We start from the raw sequence: 16,350 nt of genomic DNA on the forward strand, positions 1-16,350 counted from the left end.
GCAAAAAGGCGCCTTTAGGGCGCCTTTTTACACTGGTGGGTCGTGCAGGATTCGAACCTGCGACCAATTGATTAAAAGTCAACTGCTCTACCAACTGAGCTAACGACCCCTTACGGGATTTTCTTACTTAATCATTCAGGATGGTGGGTCGTGCAGGATTCGAACCTGCGACCAATTGATTAAAAGTCAACTGCTCTACCAACTGAGCTAACGACCCATTCGGGTGTTGCCTGAAAGATTTTTTTTACTCGGCACCAATTTAATATTCGATGTTAAATTGGTGGGTCGTGCAGGATGACTCGGCTTCGCCTCGCCCTACGGGCCGTTGCTGAAGCAACGTTATCCTTCACGTTTAACATCTGAGTTTGATGTTAAATTGGTGGGTCGTGCAGGATTCGAACCTGCGACCAATTGATTAAAAGTCAACTGCTCTACCAACTGAGCTAACGACCCGAGTGGTGGGTGATGACGGGATCGAACCGCCGACCCCCTCCTTGTAAGGGAGGTGCTCTCCCAGCTGAGCTAATCACCCGATACTACGCTGGTAAAGATGTTTCCATCTTTAAGTGGTGGGCCGTGCAGGATGACTCGGCTTCGCCTCGCCCTACGGGCCGTTGCTTTCGCAACGTTATCCTTCACGTTCTTCTATCGCGTCCACCAGAACGATTGGTGGGTCGTGCAGGATTCGAACCTGCGACCAATTGATTAAAAGTCAACTGCTCTACCAACTGAGCTAACGACCCACTTTTGCGCTGCTTTTGGTTTGTTTGATATCCCTTGGCAACGGCGGCATATATTACTGATTTAAGATTTGAGCGCAACAAAAATTTCGATGTAGATCACTCAACTGCTTAGGAATCGCACGACACGACCAGAAATAATTCGATTTCTGGTCGCATGCTGTGCATTACATCGCGCCAAGACGTTTCTGCGCTTGTTTTGCGCCTTCGGTGCCTGGGTATTTGCTGATAACCTGCTGATATACCGCTTTTGCTTTCGCGGCGTCACCTTTGTCCTGCATGATCACGCCGACTTTATACATCGCGTCAGCAGCCTTAGGTGACTTCGGGTAGTTTTTCACTACCGAAGCAAAATAAAACGCGGCATCATCTTTTTTACCCTTGTTGTAATTCAACTGACCGAGCCAGTAGTTGGCATTCGGCTGATAAGTCGAATCAGGGTACTTTTTGATGAAGTTCTGGAATGCCACAATTGCATCATCCTGACGGGATTTATCCTGCACCAGGGCAATTGCCGCATTGTAATCGGTATTCGCGTCACCGCTTTGTACTGGCGCCCCCGACGTCGCAGCACCTGCGTCAGGCGCAGACGCCGCTGCCCCCGCTGCTGCTCCGCTCTGATCGCCGCTTGCAGGCTGCGCGGAAGCACCACCGCTGCTCAGACTATCCATCTGTAACAGGATCTGCTTCTGACGCTCAACCACCTGATTCAGTTGATACTGACTTTCCTGAATTTGACCACGCAGGGAGTCTATATCGGCCTGATTATCAGAGAGTTGCTGCTGGAGTTGGGTTAAAAGCTGGCTGTGAGCGTTAGAAATACGCTCGAGTTGAGTGACACGGTCTTCGACCGAGCCTGAGCCGACACTACTGATTGGCGCCTGAGCAAAAGCGGCCCAGGGGGCCGCTATGCCAACCAGTAACGACAGACTCAACAGATGATGTCTGAAGTTACTGCTCATGCAATTCTCTTAGTAAACCAGTACGGCACGACGGTTTTTGGAGTAAGCCGCTTCGTCGTGACCCAGTACTGCAGGTTTTTCTTTACCGTAAGAAACGATGGAGATCTGGTCAGCAGAAACGCCTTTACCCTGCAGGTACATCTTAACAGCGTTCGCACGACGTTCACCCAAGGAGATGTTGTACTCAGGAGTACCACGTTCGTCCGCGTGACCTTCTACGGTGACTTTGTAAGACGGGTTGCTACGCAGGAAGTTAGCGTGCGCATCCAGCATTGCAGCGAAGTCAGAACGGATATCGTACTTGTCCAGATCGAAGTAAACGATGTTGTTCTGCTGCAGCTGCTGCATCTGCAGACGAGCCTGCTCTTCGGAGGACATGTTGCCGCTGCCGTTTGCATCCATACCAGTGCCGGCACCCAGCATGCCTTCGCTGCCGTCATTGCTGGCGTTCTTGTTAGAAGAACATGCCGCAATAGCCATAACAGGCAGAGCGATCATCAGCCCTTTCAGCACTTTGTTCAGTTGCATTTCAATGATTCCTTTATTAATCAATTATTTATTATCACAGATACGGCGACCAGGCAGGGAATTTAACCTGTCCATCAGTTGCCGGAAGACGCGCTTTGAAACGCCCATCTGTAGAAACCAAATTCAGCACGGATCCCATCCCCTGAGAAGAGCTGTAGATTACCATAGTGCCGTTAGGTGCCAGACTTGGCGTTTCGTCCAGGAACGTTGACGACAGAACTTGTACGCCACCCGCTACCAGATCTTGTTTGGCAATGTGCTGCTGACCATTGGCCGAACTTACCATTACCATAAATTTGCCGTCGCTGCTGACATCAGCATCCTGGTTTTGTGAACCTTCCCAGGTAATACGCTGCGGAGCACCGCCGTTAACGTTAACTTTATACACTTGCGGACGACCCGCCTGATCCGATGTAAAGGCCAGGTTCTGGCTGTCCGGGAACCAGGTTGGCTCCGTATTGTTGCTGCGACCATCGGTCACCTGACGGATCTGGCCAGAGCCGATATCCATCACGTACAGGTTCAGACTCCCGGTTTTTGACAGGGCAAACGCCAGTTTGCTGCCATCCGGAGAGAACGCAGGCGCACCGTTGTGACGCGGGAATGACGCAACCTGACGGACCGCGCCGTTAGACAACGTCTGGATAACCAGCGCAGAACGACCGCTTTCGAAGGTGACATACGCCAGTTTAGAACCGTCCGGAGACCAGGCCGGAGACATCAACGGCTGCGGTGAACGGTGAACCACAAACTGGTTGTAGCCATCGTAGTCAGACACGCGCAGTTCATACGGGAACTGACCGCCGTTAGTCTGAACAACATACGCGATACGAGTACGGAATGCGCCTTTAATCCCGGTCAGCTTCTCAAACACTTCGTCACTGGCAGTATGGCCGGCATAGCGTAGCCACTGCTTGTTTACTTTGTAAGAGTTCTGAGCCAGTACAGTACCCGGCGCGCCGCCGGTGTCAACCAGCTGGTAAGCGACATTGTAAGAACCGTCCGGATTCGGAGTTACCTGACCGACCACAACCGCGTCAATCCCCAGCGCAGACCATGCAGCAGGTTGAACGTCCTGCGCAGTCCCAGGCTGTTGTGGCAAACGAGACCGATCTAACGGATTAAATTTACCGCTGTTGCGCAGGTCCGCGCCAACGATGCCACCGATATCTTCAGGTGCAGCACCCGGCCCTGCCCACTGGAATGGCACAACGCCAATCGGGCGCGCCGAGTCCACCCCTTGGGTTATCTCGATACGTACTTCTGCGTGCAGCACCGCTGCCCACAGCATTAGAAAACCAAATGCTACTCGTAATGCCTGCTTCATCATATCTCCCTTATCCAGGCGATCAGCCCACGATAATTTAGCAGAATGTTAACAAACTCAAATACACAAAACTACCAGAACCCAGCGACTACCGCAGATTGTTTTCCCCGCCATAACGGGGAAAGTTTAGCTTACGGTTTAAAGTCCAGAGGTGCGTTTTTAAACACTTCATATACCGCCTGGCTCGGTGGTTTTGGAATCTTCGCTTGTCGGGCTGCAGCAAGCGCTGCCTGACAAAGCGCGGGATCGCCACCTTCAGACTGGATGTCGAGCAGCATACCGTCTGAAGCCAGTTTTATCCGCAGCGTACAGGTTTTACCTGCATAAGACGATGCGTCGTAGAACTTGCTCTCAATGGCAGATTTAATCTGCCCGGCATAGTTGCTGATATCCGCGCCTGATGCGCCATTATTTTTAGTATTACCACTCCCCGCAGGAGAAGCGTTGTTCCCTTTTGCCCCACCGCCGGTTTTCGGCGCATTCTTACCGGAGCTGAGATCGCCAAGCAGATCGTCAACGCCAGATGCCGCAGCTGCTTTTTCAGCAGCGGCCTTTTTGGCCGCAGCGGCTTTATCAGCTGCTGCTTTCTTATCGGCAGCGGCTTTCTCGGCGGCAGCTTTTTTATCAGCGGCGGCCTTTTCTGCGGCGGCTTTTTTCTCAGCTGCAGCTTTCTCGGCGGCAGCGGCTTTCGCTGCCGCCGCTTTTTCCGCGGCAGCTTGCTTAGCGGCTTCAGCCTCGGCTTTCTTCTTCGCATCGGCAGCCGCTTTAGCCGCTTCTGCTTCCGCTTTCTTCTTCGCGTCAGCAGCGGCTTTTGCCGCCTCTGCTTCGGCTTTCTTCTGTGCATCCGCCGCGGCTTTCTTCGCGGCTTCTGCGGCTTCTTTCACCTGTGCATCAGCTTTCGCTTTGGCATCCGCTGCCGCTTTCTTCGCCGCTTCTTCAGCCTGTTTCTGCTGTTCCTGCGCTTTCTTCGCGTCGGCTTCAGCCTGCTTCTGCTGTTCCTGAGCCGCTAAACGTTCTTTCTCGATCTGCTTAAGCCGTTCCTGTTCGGCAGCCTGCTTCTCACGAAGCTCTTCCGCCTGCTGCTGCTCCAGTTTTTCACGTTGCTCTTTGGCACGCTGCGCACTTGACTGTTGCTGCTGCTGACGTTCGTACTGCTGAACCACGGCGCCAGGATCAACCATCACGGCATCGATGGAAGAACCACCGCCGCCGCCGGCTGAAGCCTCAATATGCTCATCGAACGAACTCCAGATCAGGACTGCAAATAGGATGACATGCAGCACCGCTGAAATAATTATCGCCCGTTTGAGCTTGTCGTTTTGTTCGGTTGCCTTTGACACTCTCGGTTCCCAAAAACTGTTCGCCTGTTACACGCTCTCTTTCAAACCAGAGACGCAAATGATCAGATAGGCTGCGTCATTAAGCCAACCGACTTCACACCCGCACTGTGCAACAAGTTCAGCGCTTTAATTATTTCATCGTAAGGCACGTCTTTCGCGCCCCCGATCAAGAAGACCGTTTTCGGATTGGACTCCAGGCGACTTTTCGCCTCGGCGATCACCTGTTCTGGCGGCAGTTGATCCATACGATCTTTCTCAACCACCACGCTGTACTGCCCTACTCCGGAAACCTCAATAATGACCGGCGGATTGTCGTTACTGCTCACGGCCTGCGACTCAGTCGCATCCGGCAGATCGACTTCCACACTCTGCGTAATGATCGGCGCTGTCGCCATAAAGATCAGCAGCAACACCAACAGAACGTCGAGCAACGGTACGATGTTGATTTCGGACTTCAGGTCGCGACGACCTCGTCCACGCGATCTGGCCATGGCTTACCCCTTGTTGCTTTCGCTAACGGTAAACGCCTGACGGTGCAGAATCGCGGTGAACTCTTCCATAAAGTTGTCGTAATTCAGTTCCAGCTTGTTAACACGCTGATTCAGACGGTTGTAGGCCATGACCGCCGGGATTGCCGCAAACAGACCAATCGCCGTAGCAATCAATGCTTCCGCGATACCCGGCGCAACCATCTGCAACGTCGCCTGTTTTACCGCCCCGAGCGCGATAAACGCATGCATGATCCCCCACACGGTACCGAACAGACCGATATACGGGCTGATGGAACCCACGGTGCCGAGGAACGGAATATGCGTTTCCAGCGTTTCAAGTTCACGGTTCATCGAGATCCGCATCGCACGAGATGCCCCTTCCACCACCGCTTCTGGCGCATGGCTGTTTGCCCGATGCAACCGTGCAAACTCTTTGAACCCGCTATAGAAGATTTGTTCCGAACCCGCCAGATTATCACGGCGGCCCTGGCTCTCCTGATACAGGCGAGACAGCTCAATACCGGACCAGAATTTGTCTTCGAACGCTTCAGCTTCACGCGCGGCGGCGTTAAGAATACGGGTCCGCTGGATAATGATGGCCCAGGATGCGATTGAAAAACCAATCAAAATCAACATGATAAGTTTAACCAGAAGGCTTGCCTTCAGGAACAAATCAAGGATATTCATGTCAGTCACTGCTTAAACTCCGCGACAATAGACTTGGGAAGCGCACGAGGCTTCATTTTGAGTGGATCAACGCAAACAATCAGAACCTCAGCCTCATTGAGCACGGTGTTCTCTGCGTTGACAATGCGTTGCGTGAAAACCAAAGAGGTGCCACGCATTGACGTAATTTCTGTTTGGATTTCGAGCATATCGTCGAGCCGCGCAGGCGCGTAGTATTCCAGCGTCATTTTACGCACCACGAAGGCAACTCGCTCAGCCAACAGCACCTGCTGACTGAAGTGATGATGACGCAGCATCTCTGTGCGTGCTCTTTCATAAAAAGCGACGTAACTGGCGTGATAAACCACACCACCGGCGTCGGTGTCTTCGTAGTAGACACGTACCGGCCATCGAAATATATACTTATTCATCCTGCTGCCTCTTTGTTGGCTTCGTCCACTCACACCAGTCACTTACTCCTGTAAGCTCCTGGTGATTCGCGCACTTGCCGCCGCGATGCATCAAGAATGCTGTTGTATATAGCGTTGTATTCACTTTACATCCCGGTAATGCAACAAAAGTTAGTGCTTTTAAGCGTTGCTACTATACGCGCGCGATTGAGGCTTGGGAATGGGGAGAGGTTAAGGGAGAGTAAAAATTTATGGGCTTATGCAAGCCCATAAATATTTAAGGATGTTTCTTATTCAAAAGAAGAAGAAAATCAGACCGACAATAAGCACGATATCGGCGAGTAGCGGAGAGAAAATCCCCTGCCAGTGCGCGGCGCGAGGACGAAAACCTACGCCATGAATGATGCCCGCACAGACCGCCCACATCAGCAGCAGACCGTGCCAGATTTCCAGCCCGCTGGTTTTAGCCGCGAAGCGGGAGGGATCCCAAAACATACATCCTGCTAACACTAACGCCATCACCAAAGAAAGCGCCCGTAACGGGCGCTTGTCCATCGCGTTATATTGCATCGCGATCAGGGTGGTCATCAGTGTTCTTCTTGACCGTCTTTGCTTGCCTCGACGTGCTCAAGGGCCAGCGCGGTGATGATCCCAAATGCACAGGCAAGAAGCGTTCCCAGAATCCAGGCGAAATACCACATAGTTTGCTCCTTACTTAGTACAGAGAGTGGGTATTGTTTTCAATATGCTCTTTGGTGATGCGACCGAACATTTTCCAGTAACACCAGCTGGTGTAGATGAGAATGATCGGAACAAACACCGCAGCAACCCAGGTCATCAGATTCAGCGTCAGCTGACTGGACGTCGCATCCCACATGGTCAGGCTCGCGTTCATCATGGTGCTTGAAGGCATCACGAACGGGAACATCGCGATACCAGCGGTCAGGATGATGCAGGCCAGCGTCAGAGAGGAGAACAGGAATGCCCATGCCCCTTTCTCCATACGGGAGGTCAGAATCGTCAGCAGCGGCAGCGCCACACCCAGTGCCGGAACCAGCCACAGGATCGGTGCATTGTTGAAGTTGACCATCCAGGCACCCGCTTCACGCGCCACTTCTTTGGTCAGCGGGTTAGACGCCGCATGATGATCAACCGCAGAGGTCACCACGTAGCCATCAATACCGTACATCACCCAGACCCCCGCCAGCGCGAAGCAAACCAGAGTGACCAGCGCCGCAATCTGCGATGTCGCACGGGCACGCAGGTGCAGTTCACCCACGGTACGCATCTGCAGATAGGTCGCGCCCTGAGTAATGATCATCCCTACGCTCACCACGCCCGCCAGCAGGCCAAACGGATTCAGCAACTGGAAGAAATTACCGGTGTAGTACAGACGCAGATACTCGTCGATATGGAACGGTACGCCCTGCAACAGGTTGCCGAATGCCACGCCGATCACCAGCGGCGGCACGAAGCTCCCCACGAAGATGCCCCAGTCCCACATGTTGCGCCAGCGGGTGTCTTCAATCTTCGAGCGGTAATCAAAACCGACCGGACGGAAGAACAAAGACGCCAACACGAGGATCATCGCCACATAGAAACCGGAAAACGCCGCAGCGTAGACCATCGGCCAGGCCGCAAACAGCGCGCCACCCGCGGTGATCAGCCACACCTGGTTACCGTCCCAGTGCGGGGCGATGGAGTTAATCATAATTCGACGCTCGGTGTCGTTACGACCGAGGAAACGGGTGAGCATGCCCACCCCCATGTCGAAGCCATCGGTGACCGCAAAACCAATCAGCAGAATGCCAACCAGCAGCCACCAGATAAAACGTAGTACTTCATAATCGATCATTTGACGACTCCTGTCTTAGCGTGCCGGCTGAGTAGTCGCGGTGGACTGCTCAAAGTGATAGCGACCGGTTTTCAGGCTGCTTGGGCCAAGGCGTGCGAACTTGAACATCAGGAACAGTTCAGCCACCAGGAACAGGGTATACAGGCCACAAATCAGGATCATGGAGAACAGCAGGTCGCCGACGGTCAGCGACGAGTTCGCCACTGCGGTTGGCAACACCTCACCAATCGCCCACGGCTGACGGCCATATTCGGCGACAAACCAGCCGGCTTCTACTGCAATCCACGGCAGTGGAATACCGTACAGCGCGGCGCGCAGCAGCCATTTCTTCTCACCGATGCGGTTACGAATCACGCTCCAGAAGGAGAGCGCAATGATCGCCAGCAGCAGGAAGCCACATGCCACCATGATACGGAAGGCGAAATACAGCGGCGCAACGCGTGGGATAGAATCTTTCGTCGCCTGCTGAATCTGCGCTTCAGTCGCATCAGAGACGTTCGGGGTATAGCGTTTCAGCAGCAGACCATAACCGAGGTCTTTTTTCATGCTGTTGAACTGTTCGCGAACAGCCTGGTCGGTCGAACCGGCACGCAGTTGCTCCAGCAGTTCATACGCTTTCATCCCGTTACGGATACGCTCTTCATGCTGCACCATCAGGTCTTTCAGACCAATAACCGGCGTATCGACAGAACGCGTGGCAATGATGCCCAGTGCGTAAGGGATCTGAATCGCCAGTTTGTTTTCCTGCGACTCCTGGTCAGGAATGCCGAACAGGGTAAAGGCAGCCGGAGCAGGCTGAGTCTCCCACTCTGCTTCAATGGCCGCGAGTTTGGTTTTCTGCACGTCGCCCATTTCGTAACCGGATTCATCACCCAGAACGATAACAGACAGCACGGCAGCCATGCCAAAGCTCGCAGCAATTGCAAAAGAGCGTTTTGCGAAAGCGACGTCGCGGCCTTTCAGCAGGTAGTAAGCGCTGATACCAAGGATGAACATCGCACCGGTCACGTAGCCAGACGCCACGGTGTGCACAAATTTCACCTGGGCAACCGGGTTAAGGACCAGTTCAGAGAAGCTCACCATCTCCATACGCATGGTTTCGAAGTTGAAATCCGATGCGATAGGGTTCTGCATCCAGCCGTTTGCGACCAGGATCCACAGAGCGGACAGGTTGGAACCTAAAGCGACCAGCCAGGTTACCGCCATGTGCTGAACTTTGCTCAGACGATCCCAGCCGAAGAAGAACAGACCTACAAAGGTGGATTCGAGGAAGAAGGCCATCAGACCTTCGATCGCCAGCGGCGCACCGAAGATATCCCCAACGTAGTGGGAATAGTAAGACCAGTTTGTCCCGAACTGGAACTCCATGGTCAACCCGGTTGCCACACCCAGAGCAAAGTTGATACCAAACAACTTGCCCCAGAACTTAGTCATATCTTTATAAATCTGTTTGCCGGAAAGGACGTAGACCGTTTCCATAATGGCCAGCAGGAACGCCATACCAAGCGTCAGTGGCACAAAGAGGAAGTGGTACATCGCGGTCAAGGCAAACTGTAAGCGCGACAGTTCGACTATATCTAACATCATGACTCCTTGCTCATCGCATGAAGACTCCGAGAGTGACCCCGTTAGAAAGGGTCACACGCATGCCCCAATACAAATTTATTTGTGCGCTCTCGCCGTTATCGTTTTCCTGGAGAAGGAAACAGAAAGGGCGAAAGGTTACAAACATGTTAATAAAAAACTCAAATTGATCCCGCAATTATATTACGCCGCAAAATCCTTACAATAAACAGGTTTTTATTGAGGAAGATTTGCATTTTTCGACAGTGATCAATTTATAGCGAATTTATCACCTTTCCACCAATTTGATCGGCGACAATTTAACGTGTTTCGCACACTTTTTCCAACGTTTAAACATTGATTTAAATCAAAAACAATGCCTTTTGTTAATCGTGTTTAAATTGAGTGATCGTAGTGAAAAACATGTTGCTAACATGTATCTTTGCGGGCGGGAATGGTTACCATGTGAAAATGTATATATAAAAAGACAGTGTTTTAATTAACGCCGTCACAGGAATTCCTCTTCCCTTTCCCGATTCGTTCAGCGTAGACAATTTATTGTTATTTGCCAGGATATAAATTCCACGCGTCAACTTTCACAATTATTTCACTTTTATAGCGTTATAAATTAACACCGCGCAGTTATTATTCTGTTAATAAAAAAGCCACGCAATGCGTGGCCTGTGTCTGTTTGCTGGCTATTCACACAATCTTGTAGCTGAATGTTCGCGTTTGCCCCGGCAAAACCGGGCCAATGTCGCTGCGCTTTTCATCAACGCTCTGAACCGGCTGCTCATCCAGGCGCGTTTCTGTACACGATTGAACCGCTCTGCCGAAGGCAACCGTTGCGTCGCATGACTCCGAATCTGAAGGATTAAACAGGCGCAGGATCAGTTCCTCTCCCTCTTCCGCTTTCTTCAGGGTGCTCAACTGACACCCGACCGGCGGCATAGTGAACAAACTGTAGCGGTCAGGCGTCATGAAACCGGCTTTGTTCAGTTTCATCGCATCCCACGGAATCTTGTTATAACACTGTACCGGGGTAAGCCAGGCCCTGGCCTGCTGAGCAATACCGGCGTTTACTGGCGTACCGGTATAACTGAAAAGGCTCAGCCGACAGTGCAATCGTCCGCGCAGTTGCGCATCCGGCACCGCCATTTTAATGCCTGAAGGACGGCCGGGACGCAAAAGCAAATCCTCTTTCCCGAGGAGTCCTACACCGCGTAGCAGCGTGATGGCGAAAGTTTTTTTCCTGTCACCCAGCACTTCAAATTCACGCAACCCTTCGGTGAAAACCGCCAGACCGTTTCTGCCCTCCTGAAGCGTCGCATAGTTAAGCATATTCCAGACGGGAACCGGTGCCTCTTTCCAGCCCTCTTCCCGCCAGTTTGCCAGTGCGGGATCCCGCACGGGGCGGCTCACCGTACCAAACTGCGTATCTGCCAGCACAGTGTCGGTCACAAACGGAGTGGGGATCAGTACCCGCAGGCGATGATCGTCAGCCTGATTATCCAGAAGCACTTCAATATCAATACGCCTGCTGTTGTGGCTCAGGATGACCGTTATTTCAACCTCAACCCTACCGCTACGCTGGCGAGCGCGACGTTCCGTAAGATTGAGCGGCACGGCCATTTGATAACAAATCCGCGCCCGGCTTTGCCATGCTTCATGGGTCACCTCGCACTCTGCTTTTACCGACGCAGAAGGCAGAAGCCACTCTTCTCTGGCGGGCGAGTAATCATACTCATCCCCATCATCAGAGCCCTCTTCCAGCTCCAGGACGCGGTCATAGCAGATGCCGCTATCTTTGTCATACAGACGCAGCGTGCCATCGTCGTTAACGGTAATCTGCCAGAACGCATTTTCCAGCCCCTCCGCCCGGGAGGTTTCTGGCGGATTATTATTTCCCGCCTCGCCTTGCGTCACGTACAGCGTGCGATAACCCATCGACGGTACAATCTGATGGATCTGGATATCAAACTCCATAAACGGCTCGTAGTTACCGTAATGCACGATCTGCCTGTCTATCAGTCCAGGATCGATATCGCGAACCGCGCGCACAAAACAGGGAACGGGATTTCCCCGATCGTCACGCAGGCAAAACTGATGACCTCGCAGGCGGATCGTCGTGTTAATCACCTCTTCACGCGGCCACGGCATCAGGTTAAACAGCACCAGTTTGTCACTGTCGCTCTGTGGCATGTTGTCTGTGATTTTGCGCAGATAAAAACGGATCAGGTTATCTGCCATATCCTCCGCCAGTTCGAAGCGCGCGATGATTTCCCGGTGAACCTTATCGCTACAGCAACATCCAATGCTGTCGTGGGCATGATTTTTTAAAATCTCTTTCCACATTTTTTCCAGCAAACCGTGGTGATACTCAAAGCCAAGCGTCCAGGCCAGCGTCGCCAGGGGTTCAAGGATATTGACGATCTTATTTTCAATGCGCGCATGAATGAGTTTGATGTCCATCCGCGTCGAGCCAATCGTGCGGTGTACCCGCATATACTTGCCGTCAATAAATTCGCCTTTCAGCGTAGCGAGTTGTTCACGTCGATTCTCGATATGTTCAAACACCGCTTCAAAACGGCTCATCACAAACTTCCGCTGCGGGTAGATCTCGCGCAGTTTGTCCATCACCGTAAAAATGTTCTGTTGCAGCGGCATCTGATCGTGGCCATTAGGCAGCAAAATCTCTTTGGTCACTGACGCTTTTTCCAGCACCTCAAAATAGCTGTCAAGCCGTTTGCGCAGTCCGCTCTCGTCCTCGGGTAAGTACTTACCAATTGCGTAACCCAGCGGCAGCACCTGCGCGACAACTTCACTGCCATCGCTGCTTTGCCATAAAAACTCGGTCTTATCGGTACCGTGACGCTCTGAACAACCGCGCCAGAACATCGTGCGGGTGATGCCAAATCCGTTGTAGATATGCGGAAGCTGTCCCGACATGCCAAAGGAATCCGGTAGATAGCCAATTTTCATCGGTTCGCCAAAGGCCTGGCAATCACGCATGCCATACAGCAGATTACGCACAATAGACTCACCGGAGACAATCGTGGTATCCGTCTGGGTATACCACGGGCCAATGATCAGCTTTCCGGCTTGCACCAGACGTTGTACCCGACGGGTATTTTCCGGCTTTATCGCGAAGTAGTCCTCCAGCACCGCCGTCTGTCCATCAAGAACGTAATATTTATAGTCGGTATCCTGCTCCAGTCGGGTGAGGATCTCTTCCATATTATTGACCAGCAAAATGCGCGACGCCTCGGTGGTAAAATACCACTCCCGATCCCAGTGCATATGCGGGGTAATGTGAACGCGAGATACAGCTTTCATCTTCGTTTCCTGTTCTGAATTACGACGTTACGCCATCCGTCATATATTTGCCCTGCTTCACCGCATAGCGTCGCCAGAGCAGCAAAACCAGCGTTGAGATGGCGGTTCCCACCAGCGCCGCACCGAACCAACCCGCCGCCGCCAGTACGCCGCCGTACCCGGCATCGTGCAGCAAAAAGAGTGAGAAAATACCCGCGCCAGGCGTTGAGAGACCGATATTCATCGCCCCAACCATTGCCCCTGTCGCCATTGATCCGAGGACAAAGGAGCCAATCACCCGCACAGGATCTTCAATCGCCATCGGGATTGCCCCTTCGGTAATACCCGCCAGCCCAAGCAGCCAGGTAGATTTACCGGTTTCAATTTCAAACGCTTTAAACAGACGCGGAGAAACTAACGTTGACGCAGTCACCGTAAATGCGGAGACCATTTTGACCGAGGCAAAGATGGCATAAGGACCATAGACGCCGTTCGCCATCGCCCCCAGACAAAAGGCATAGGCGGCCTTATTGACGGGCCCCCCCAAGTCAAATGAACACATAAAGCCGAGAATCGCGCCAAGCAGCAGCGCATTCGCCCCAGATAAACCGTTAAGCCAGACGGTCAGACTGTTGTTAAGCCATGCCACAGGTTCACCAACCACAAACAACATCAGACTGCCTGCTCCCAGCGTGCCAACCACCGGATAGAGGTAAAACGACAAAAAACCGTTGAATTTACTGCTCAGCCGCAGGTGGTTTTTCACCCAGCGCATCAGGTATCCGGCGATCAATCCTCCCGCGATTGCGCCAAGAAAACCGGAACCAATCATGTTCGCGGCAAGCCCCGCAGCAAAACCGGGTGCCAGTGCGGGTTTATCCGCCAGTGAATACGCGGTGTATGCCGCCAGTACAGGCACCATCAAAATGCCGAGGATCCCACCGCCAAGTTTGCGATACATCCACAGCCAGGAGTTCTCCTGATCGAACAGCGGTTGCAGACCAAATATCTGCGCCAGCAATACCGCGACAGCAAGTACCGTCCCACCCGCAACAATCAGCGGCACGGCAAAGGAGATCCCACTCAGTAACGCTTGTTTTAACTCCGTCTTAAACCCTTTAGGCTGATGACTCTCTTCCTGCCGCGCGCGCTTTTCATTTTGTGGTTCAAGCGCCAATGCTTGCCGGATCAGTTGTTCAGCATGGCGAATCGGCCCGGCGACGGGTACCGTCAGCGCCGGGATCCCCGCAAACCGTTCGCTCTCTTTGATTGCCACCTCAGCAGCAAAAATACAGGCACTGGCCGTATTCAGTTGATCCGCCGTTAAGCGCCCTTCAATACCGTTAGCGCCCTGCTTTTCAACAAACACATTGACGCCCAGTTTCCGCCCGGCTTTCTCCAGATATTCCGCCGCCATATAGGTATGCGCGATACCCGCCGGACAGGCGGTCACGCACACAATCGTGGGAGCGTTGAATGGGGTTGCTACCGTCGGTCCATGCGTGTTGTCATCCAGCGCCGACAACAGCTCGTCTGCATTCGTTGCCGCCATAACACGGGCTCGCGTCTCATCATCAGCCAGCTTCGTGGTGAGCGCGGTCAGCAATTGCATATGGGTACTGCCCACCTCTTCCTGCGGAATAGCGAGCAGGAAAATCAGTTCAACTGCTTCCGGACCATCGATCCCTTCCCAGCTCAAGGGCTCGCTGAGCGTCGCCACAGCAAAAGCGGCTTCTTTGACTGCTGACGTTTTCCCGTGCGGTACCGCCAGCCCTTCTCCTAACGCAGTAGGTCCGAGGTTTTCACGTGCAAACACTTCTTCCAGAAAGGCATCAGAATCAGCAATCTTGCCCAACGCCGTTAGCCGCTGCGCTAACGTACGAATCGCCTCTTCACGGCTGGTAAACCGGGCGTTCAGGCACAGCGCGTCCCGCTGGGTTAACGTCGTCAGGTTCATCATGATCCTCACAAAATGGTTGTTTTATGTGCGAAGGATTGTGCCAGACAAAATAATACATTTACGTGATCACTTTCACTTAAAGAGTGATATTTGTATTTAATTTGTATTGTTTACACCCAAAATTCATCAGGCATAATGTGAAAAGTCGTCTTAACAACCTGACAGAAAAAACCATGAGCCGAAAACCGCTGTATCGACAGATAGCCGACAGGATCCGTGAACAAATCCAGCGGGGTGAGCTGAAGCCCGGTGATGCTTTGCCGACAGAATCCGCGCTACAGGCGGCATTTGGCGTCAGTCGGGTCACCGTGCGTCAGGCGCTAAGGCAGTTAACCGAGCAGCAGATCATCGAAAGCATTCAGGGCAGCGGCACGTACGTTAAAGAGGAACGGGTTAATTACGACATCTATCAATTAACCAGTTTTGATGAAAAACTGACCGATCGTAGCAGCGATACGCACAGCGACGTGCTGGTTTTCGAAGTGATTCAGGCCGATGAATTTTTGAAAAATCAATTACAACTGGCTGATGATAAACGAGTCTGGCACGTCAAGCGGGTGCGTTACATCAAGCAAAAACCGGTCGCGCTGGAGGAGACGTGGATGCCGCTGGCATTGTTCCCTGATTTAACCTGGCAGGTAATGGAAAACTCGAAGTACCACTTCATTGAAGAGGTGAAGAAACAGGTCATCGAGCGCAGTGAGCAAGAGTTGATTCCGCTGATGCCCACCGAAGAGATGAGCCGCCTGCTTGTTATCCCTCTCACAAAGCCAATCCTGGAAAAAGTTTCGCGTGGCTTTTTAAAGGGAGGACAGGTATTCGAATACAGTCGCAATGCGTTTAATACTGACGATTATAAATTTACGTTGATCGCCCACAGGAAACAGCGTTAACTGAAGTGCGCGTTAACACTATTTCGATGAAGTGTTAACTGCTTCACAAATATATATGAAATGTAATACACAGAATTTCCGCTGTCCCACAGCGGGAATAGCAAACAAATCACTATCATATTTATCATTTTATTAACAATAATAAAATGACGTATAGAAACATCATACTTTATTCCGTTACACACCTCACATTTCTTCTTCTGAAATTATTTAAATACTCCTTCCGCGTAAAGACAAATAAACAGGATTCAGATCACAAACATAGAACATCGTTTAATAGACATCTATTTATTAAAATAT

14 protein-coding genes and 5 tRNA genes are annotated in these 16,350 nt (G+C 52.1%); 1 reads left to right on the plus strand and 18 read right to left on the minus strand.

Annotated elements, in window-relative coordinates:
• Positions 1-33: 33 nt before the first annotated feature.
• The 18 genes from WM46_RS10770 to mngA all read right to left on the minus strand — a co-directional run bounded on the left by WM46_RS10770 (position 34) and on the right by mngA (position 15,154).
• Positions 34-109, minus strand: a tRNA-Lys gene (locus tag WM46_RS10770).
• Between the two features lie 32 nt (positions 110-141).
• A tRNA-Lys gene (locus WM46_RS10775) sits at positions 142-217 on the minus strand.
• A gap of 160 nt (positions 218-377) precedes the next feature.
• Positions 378-453: transfer RNA gene (locus WM46_RS10780), tRNA-Lys, on the minus strand.
• A 3-nt stretch (positions 454-456) separates the two neighbouring features.
• Positions 457-532 (minus strand) — tRNA-Val (locus WM46_RS10785).
• A 135-nt stretch (positions 533-667) separates the two neighbouring features.
• Positions 668-743 (minus strand) — tRNA-Lys (locus WM46_RS10790).
• 164 nt (positions 744-907) lie between these two features.
• Positions 908-1,702 (minus strand): cell division protein CpoB, encoded by a 795-nt coding sequence (gene cpoB / locus WM46_RS10795; RefSeq protein WP_102602240.1) that lies wholly within the window; start codon positions 1,700-1,702, stop codon positions 908-910.
• A gap of 9 nt (positions 1,703-1,711) precedes the next feature.
• Positions 1,712-2,230 carry a peptidoglycan-associated lipoprotein Pal gene (gene pal / locus WM46_RS10800; protein ID WP_006685431.1) on the minus strand — a complete coding sequence of 173 codons (519 nt, stop codon included), beginning with the start codon at positions 2,228-2,230 and terminating at the stop codon, positions 1,712-1,714.
• 34 nt (positions 2,231-2,264) lie between these two features.
• Positions 2,265-3,557, minus strand: a complete 1,293-nt coding sequence (gene tolB, locus WM46_RS10805) for a Tol-Pal system beta propeller repeat protein TolB (protein WP_043001339.1) — start codon at positions 3,555-3,557, stop codon at positions 2,265-2,267.
• Between the two features lie 131 nt (positions 3,558-3,688).
• Positions 3,689-4,897 carry a cell envelope integrity protein TolA gene (gene tolA / locus WM46_RS10810; protein WP_102602241.1) on the minus strand — a complete coding sequence of 403 codons (1,209 nt, stop codon included), beginning with the start codon at positions 4,895-4,897 and terminating at the stop codon, positions 3,689-3,691.
• Between the two features lie 62 nt (positions 4,898-4,959).
• A complete protein-coding gene (gene tolR / locus WM46_RS10815; protein ID WP_042320591.1) occupies positions 4,960-5,388 on the minus strand; it encodes a colicin uptake protein TolR in 429 nt (142 codons plus the stop codon).
• Between the two features lie 3 nt (positions 5,389-5,391).
• Positions 5,392-6,084 (minus strand): Tol-Pal system protein TolQ, encoded by a 693-nt coding sequence (gene tolQ, locus WM46_RS10820; RefSeq protein ID WP_080343208.1) that lies wholly within the window; start codon positions 6,082-6,084, stop codon positions 5,392-5,394.
• Positions 6,081-6,485 carry a tol-pal system-associated acyl-CoA thioesterase gene (gene ybgC, locus WM46_RS10825; protein ID WP_043001341.1) on the minus strand — a complete coding sequence of 135 codons (405 nt, stop codon included), beginning with the start codon at positions 6,483-6,485 and terminating at the stop codon, positions 6,081-6,083. Before ybgC ends, tolQ begins: the two co-directional genes overlap by 4 nt.
• A gap of 273 nt (positions 6,486-6,758) precedes the next feature.
• Positions 6,759-7,052: a cyd operon protein YbgE gene (ybgE, locus tag WM46_RS10830; RefSeq protein WP_042320596.1), complete on the minus strand. Its 294-nt coding sequence runs from the start codon at positions 7,050-7,052 to the stop codon at positions 6,759-6,761.
• Complete coding sequence (gene cydX / locus WM46_RS10835) at positions 7,052-7,165, minus strand: cytochrome bd-I oxidase subunit CydX (protein WP_042320599.1); 114 nt, start codon at positions 7,163-7,165, stop codon at positions 7,052-7,054. The genes ybgE and cydX overlap by 1 nt, the downstream gene beginning before the upstream one ends.
• 14 nt (positions 7,166-7,179) lie before the next feature.
• A complete protein-coding gene (cydB, locus tag WM46_RS10840; RefSeq protein ID WP_061076890.1) occupies positions 7,180-8,319 on the minus strand; it encodes a cytochrome d ubiquinol oxidase subunit II in 1,140 nt (379 codons plus the stop codon).
• A 15-nt stretch (positions 8,320-8,334) separates the two neighbouring features.
• Positions 8,335-9,903, minus strand: a complete 1,569-nt coding sequence (gene cydA / locus WM46_RS10845; protein ID WP_061076889.1) for a cytochrome ubiquinol oxidase subunit I — start codon at positions 9,901-9,903, stop codon at positions 8,335-8,337.
• A gap of 681 nt (positions 9,904-10,584) precedes the next feature.
• Entirely contained in the window at positions 10,585-13,218 is a 2,634-nt protein-coding gene (gene mngB, locus WM46_RS10850; protein WP_102602242.1) for a mannosylglycerate hydrolase, read from the minus strand.
• A 19-nt stretch (positions 13,219-13,237) separates the two neighbouring features.
• Positions 13,238-15,154 (minus strand): PTS 2-O-a-mannosyl-D-glycerate transporter subunit IIABC, encoded by a 1,917-nt coding sequence (gene mngA, locus WM46_RS10855; RefSeq protein WP_102602243.1) that lies wholly within the window; start codon positions 15,152-15,154, stop codon positions 13,238-13,240.
• Between the two features lie 176 nt (positions 15,155-15,330).
• On the opposite strand from mngA, the gene WM46_RS10860 reads away from it, so the two are divergent.
• Positions 15,331-16,050, plus strand: a complete 720-nt coding sequence (locus WM46_RS10860; RefSeq protein ID WP_061077999.1) for a GntR family transcriptional regulator — start codon at positions 15,331-15,333, stop codon at positions 16,048-16,050.
• Positions 16,051-16,350 lie beyond the last annotated feature (300 nt).

It is taken from the genome of Citrobacter freundii complex sp. CFNIH2 (genome assembly GCF_002880615.1).
Lineage (GTDB): Bacteria > Pseudomonadota > Gammaproteobacteria > Enterobacterales > Enterobacteriaceae > Citrobacter_A > Citrobacter_A amalonaticus_F.

What these genes read in the sequence shown, in the direction of transcription:
- cpoB (WP_102602240.1), bottom strand. Translation starts at nt 1,702, where the DNA reads ATGAGCAGTAACTTCAGACATCATCTGTTGAGTCTGTCGTTACTGGTT.
- pal (WP_006685431.1), bottom strand. Translation starts at nt 2,230, where the DNA reads ATGCAACTGAACAAAGTGCTGAAAGGGCTGATGATCGCTCTGCCTGTT.
- tolB (WP_043001339.1), bottom strand. Translation starts at nt 3,557, where the DNA reads ATGAAGCAGGCATTACGAGTAGCATTTGGTTTTCTAATGCTGTGGGCA.
- tolR (WP_042320591.1), bottom strand. Translation starts at nt 5,388, where the DNA reads ATGGCCAGATCGCGTGGACGAGGTCGTCGCGACCTGAAGTCCGAAATC.
- ybgC (WP_043001341.1), bottom strand. Translation starts at nt 6,485, where the DNA reads ATGAATAAGTATATATTTCGATGGCCGGTACGTGTCTACTACGAAGAC.
- ybgE (WP_042320596.1), bottom strand. Translation starts at nt 7,052, where the DNA reads ATGACCACCCTGATCGCGATGCAATATAACGCGATGGACAAGCGCCCG.
- cydX (WP_042320599.1), bottom strand. Translation starts at nt 7,165, where the DNA reads ATGTGGTATTTCGCCTGGATTCTGGGAACGCTTCTTGCCTGTGCATTT.
- cydB (WP_061076890.1), bottom strand. Translation starts at nt 8,319, where the DNA reads ATGATCGATTATGAAGTACTACGTTTTATCTGGTGGCTGCTGGTTGGC.
- cydA (WP_061076889.1), bottom strand. Translation starts at nt 9,903, where the DNA reads ATGTTAGATATAGTCGAACTGTCGCGCTTACAGTTTGCCTTGACCGCG.
- mngB (WP_102602242.1), bottom strand. Translation starts at nt 13,218, where the DNA reads ATGAAAGCTGTATCTCGCGTTCACATTACCCCGCATATGCACTGGGAT.
- mngA (WP_102602243.1), bottom strand. Translation starts at nt 15,154, where the DNA reads ATGAACCTGACGACGTTAACCCAGCGGGACGCGCTGTGCCTGAACGCC.
- WM46_RS10860 (WP_061077999.1), top strand. Translation starts at nt 15,331, where the DNA reads ATGAGCCGAAAACCGCTGTATCGACAGATAGCCGACAGGATCCGTGAA.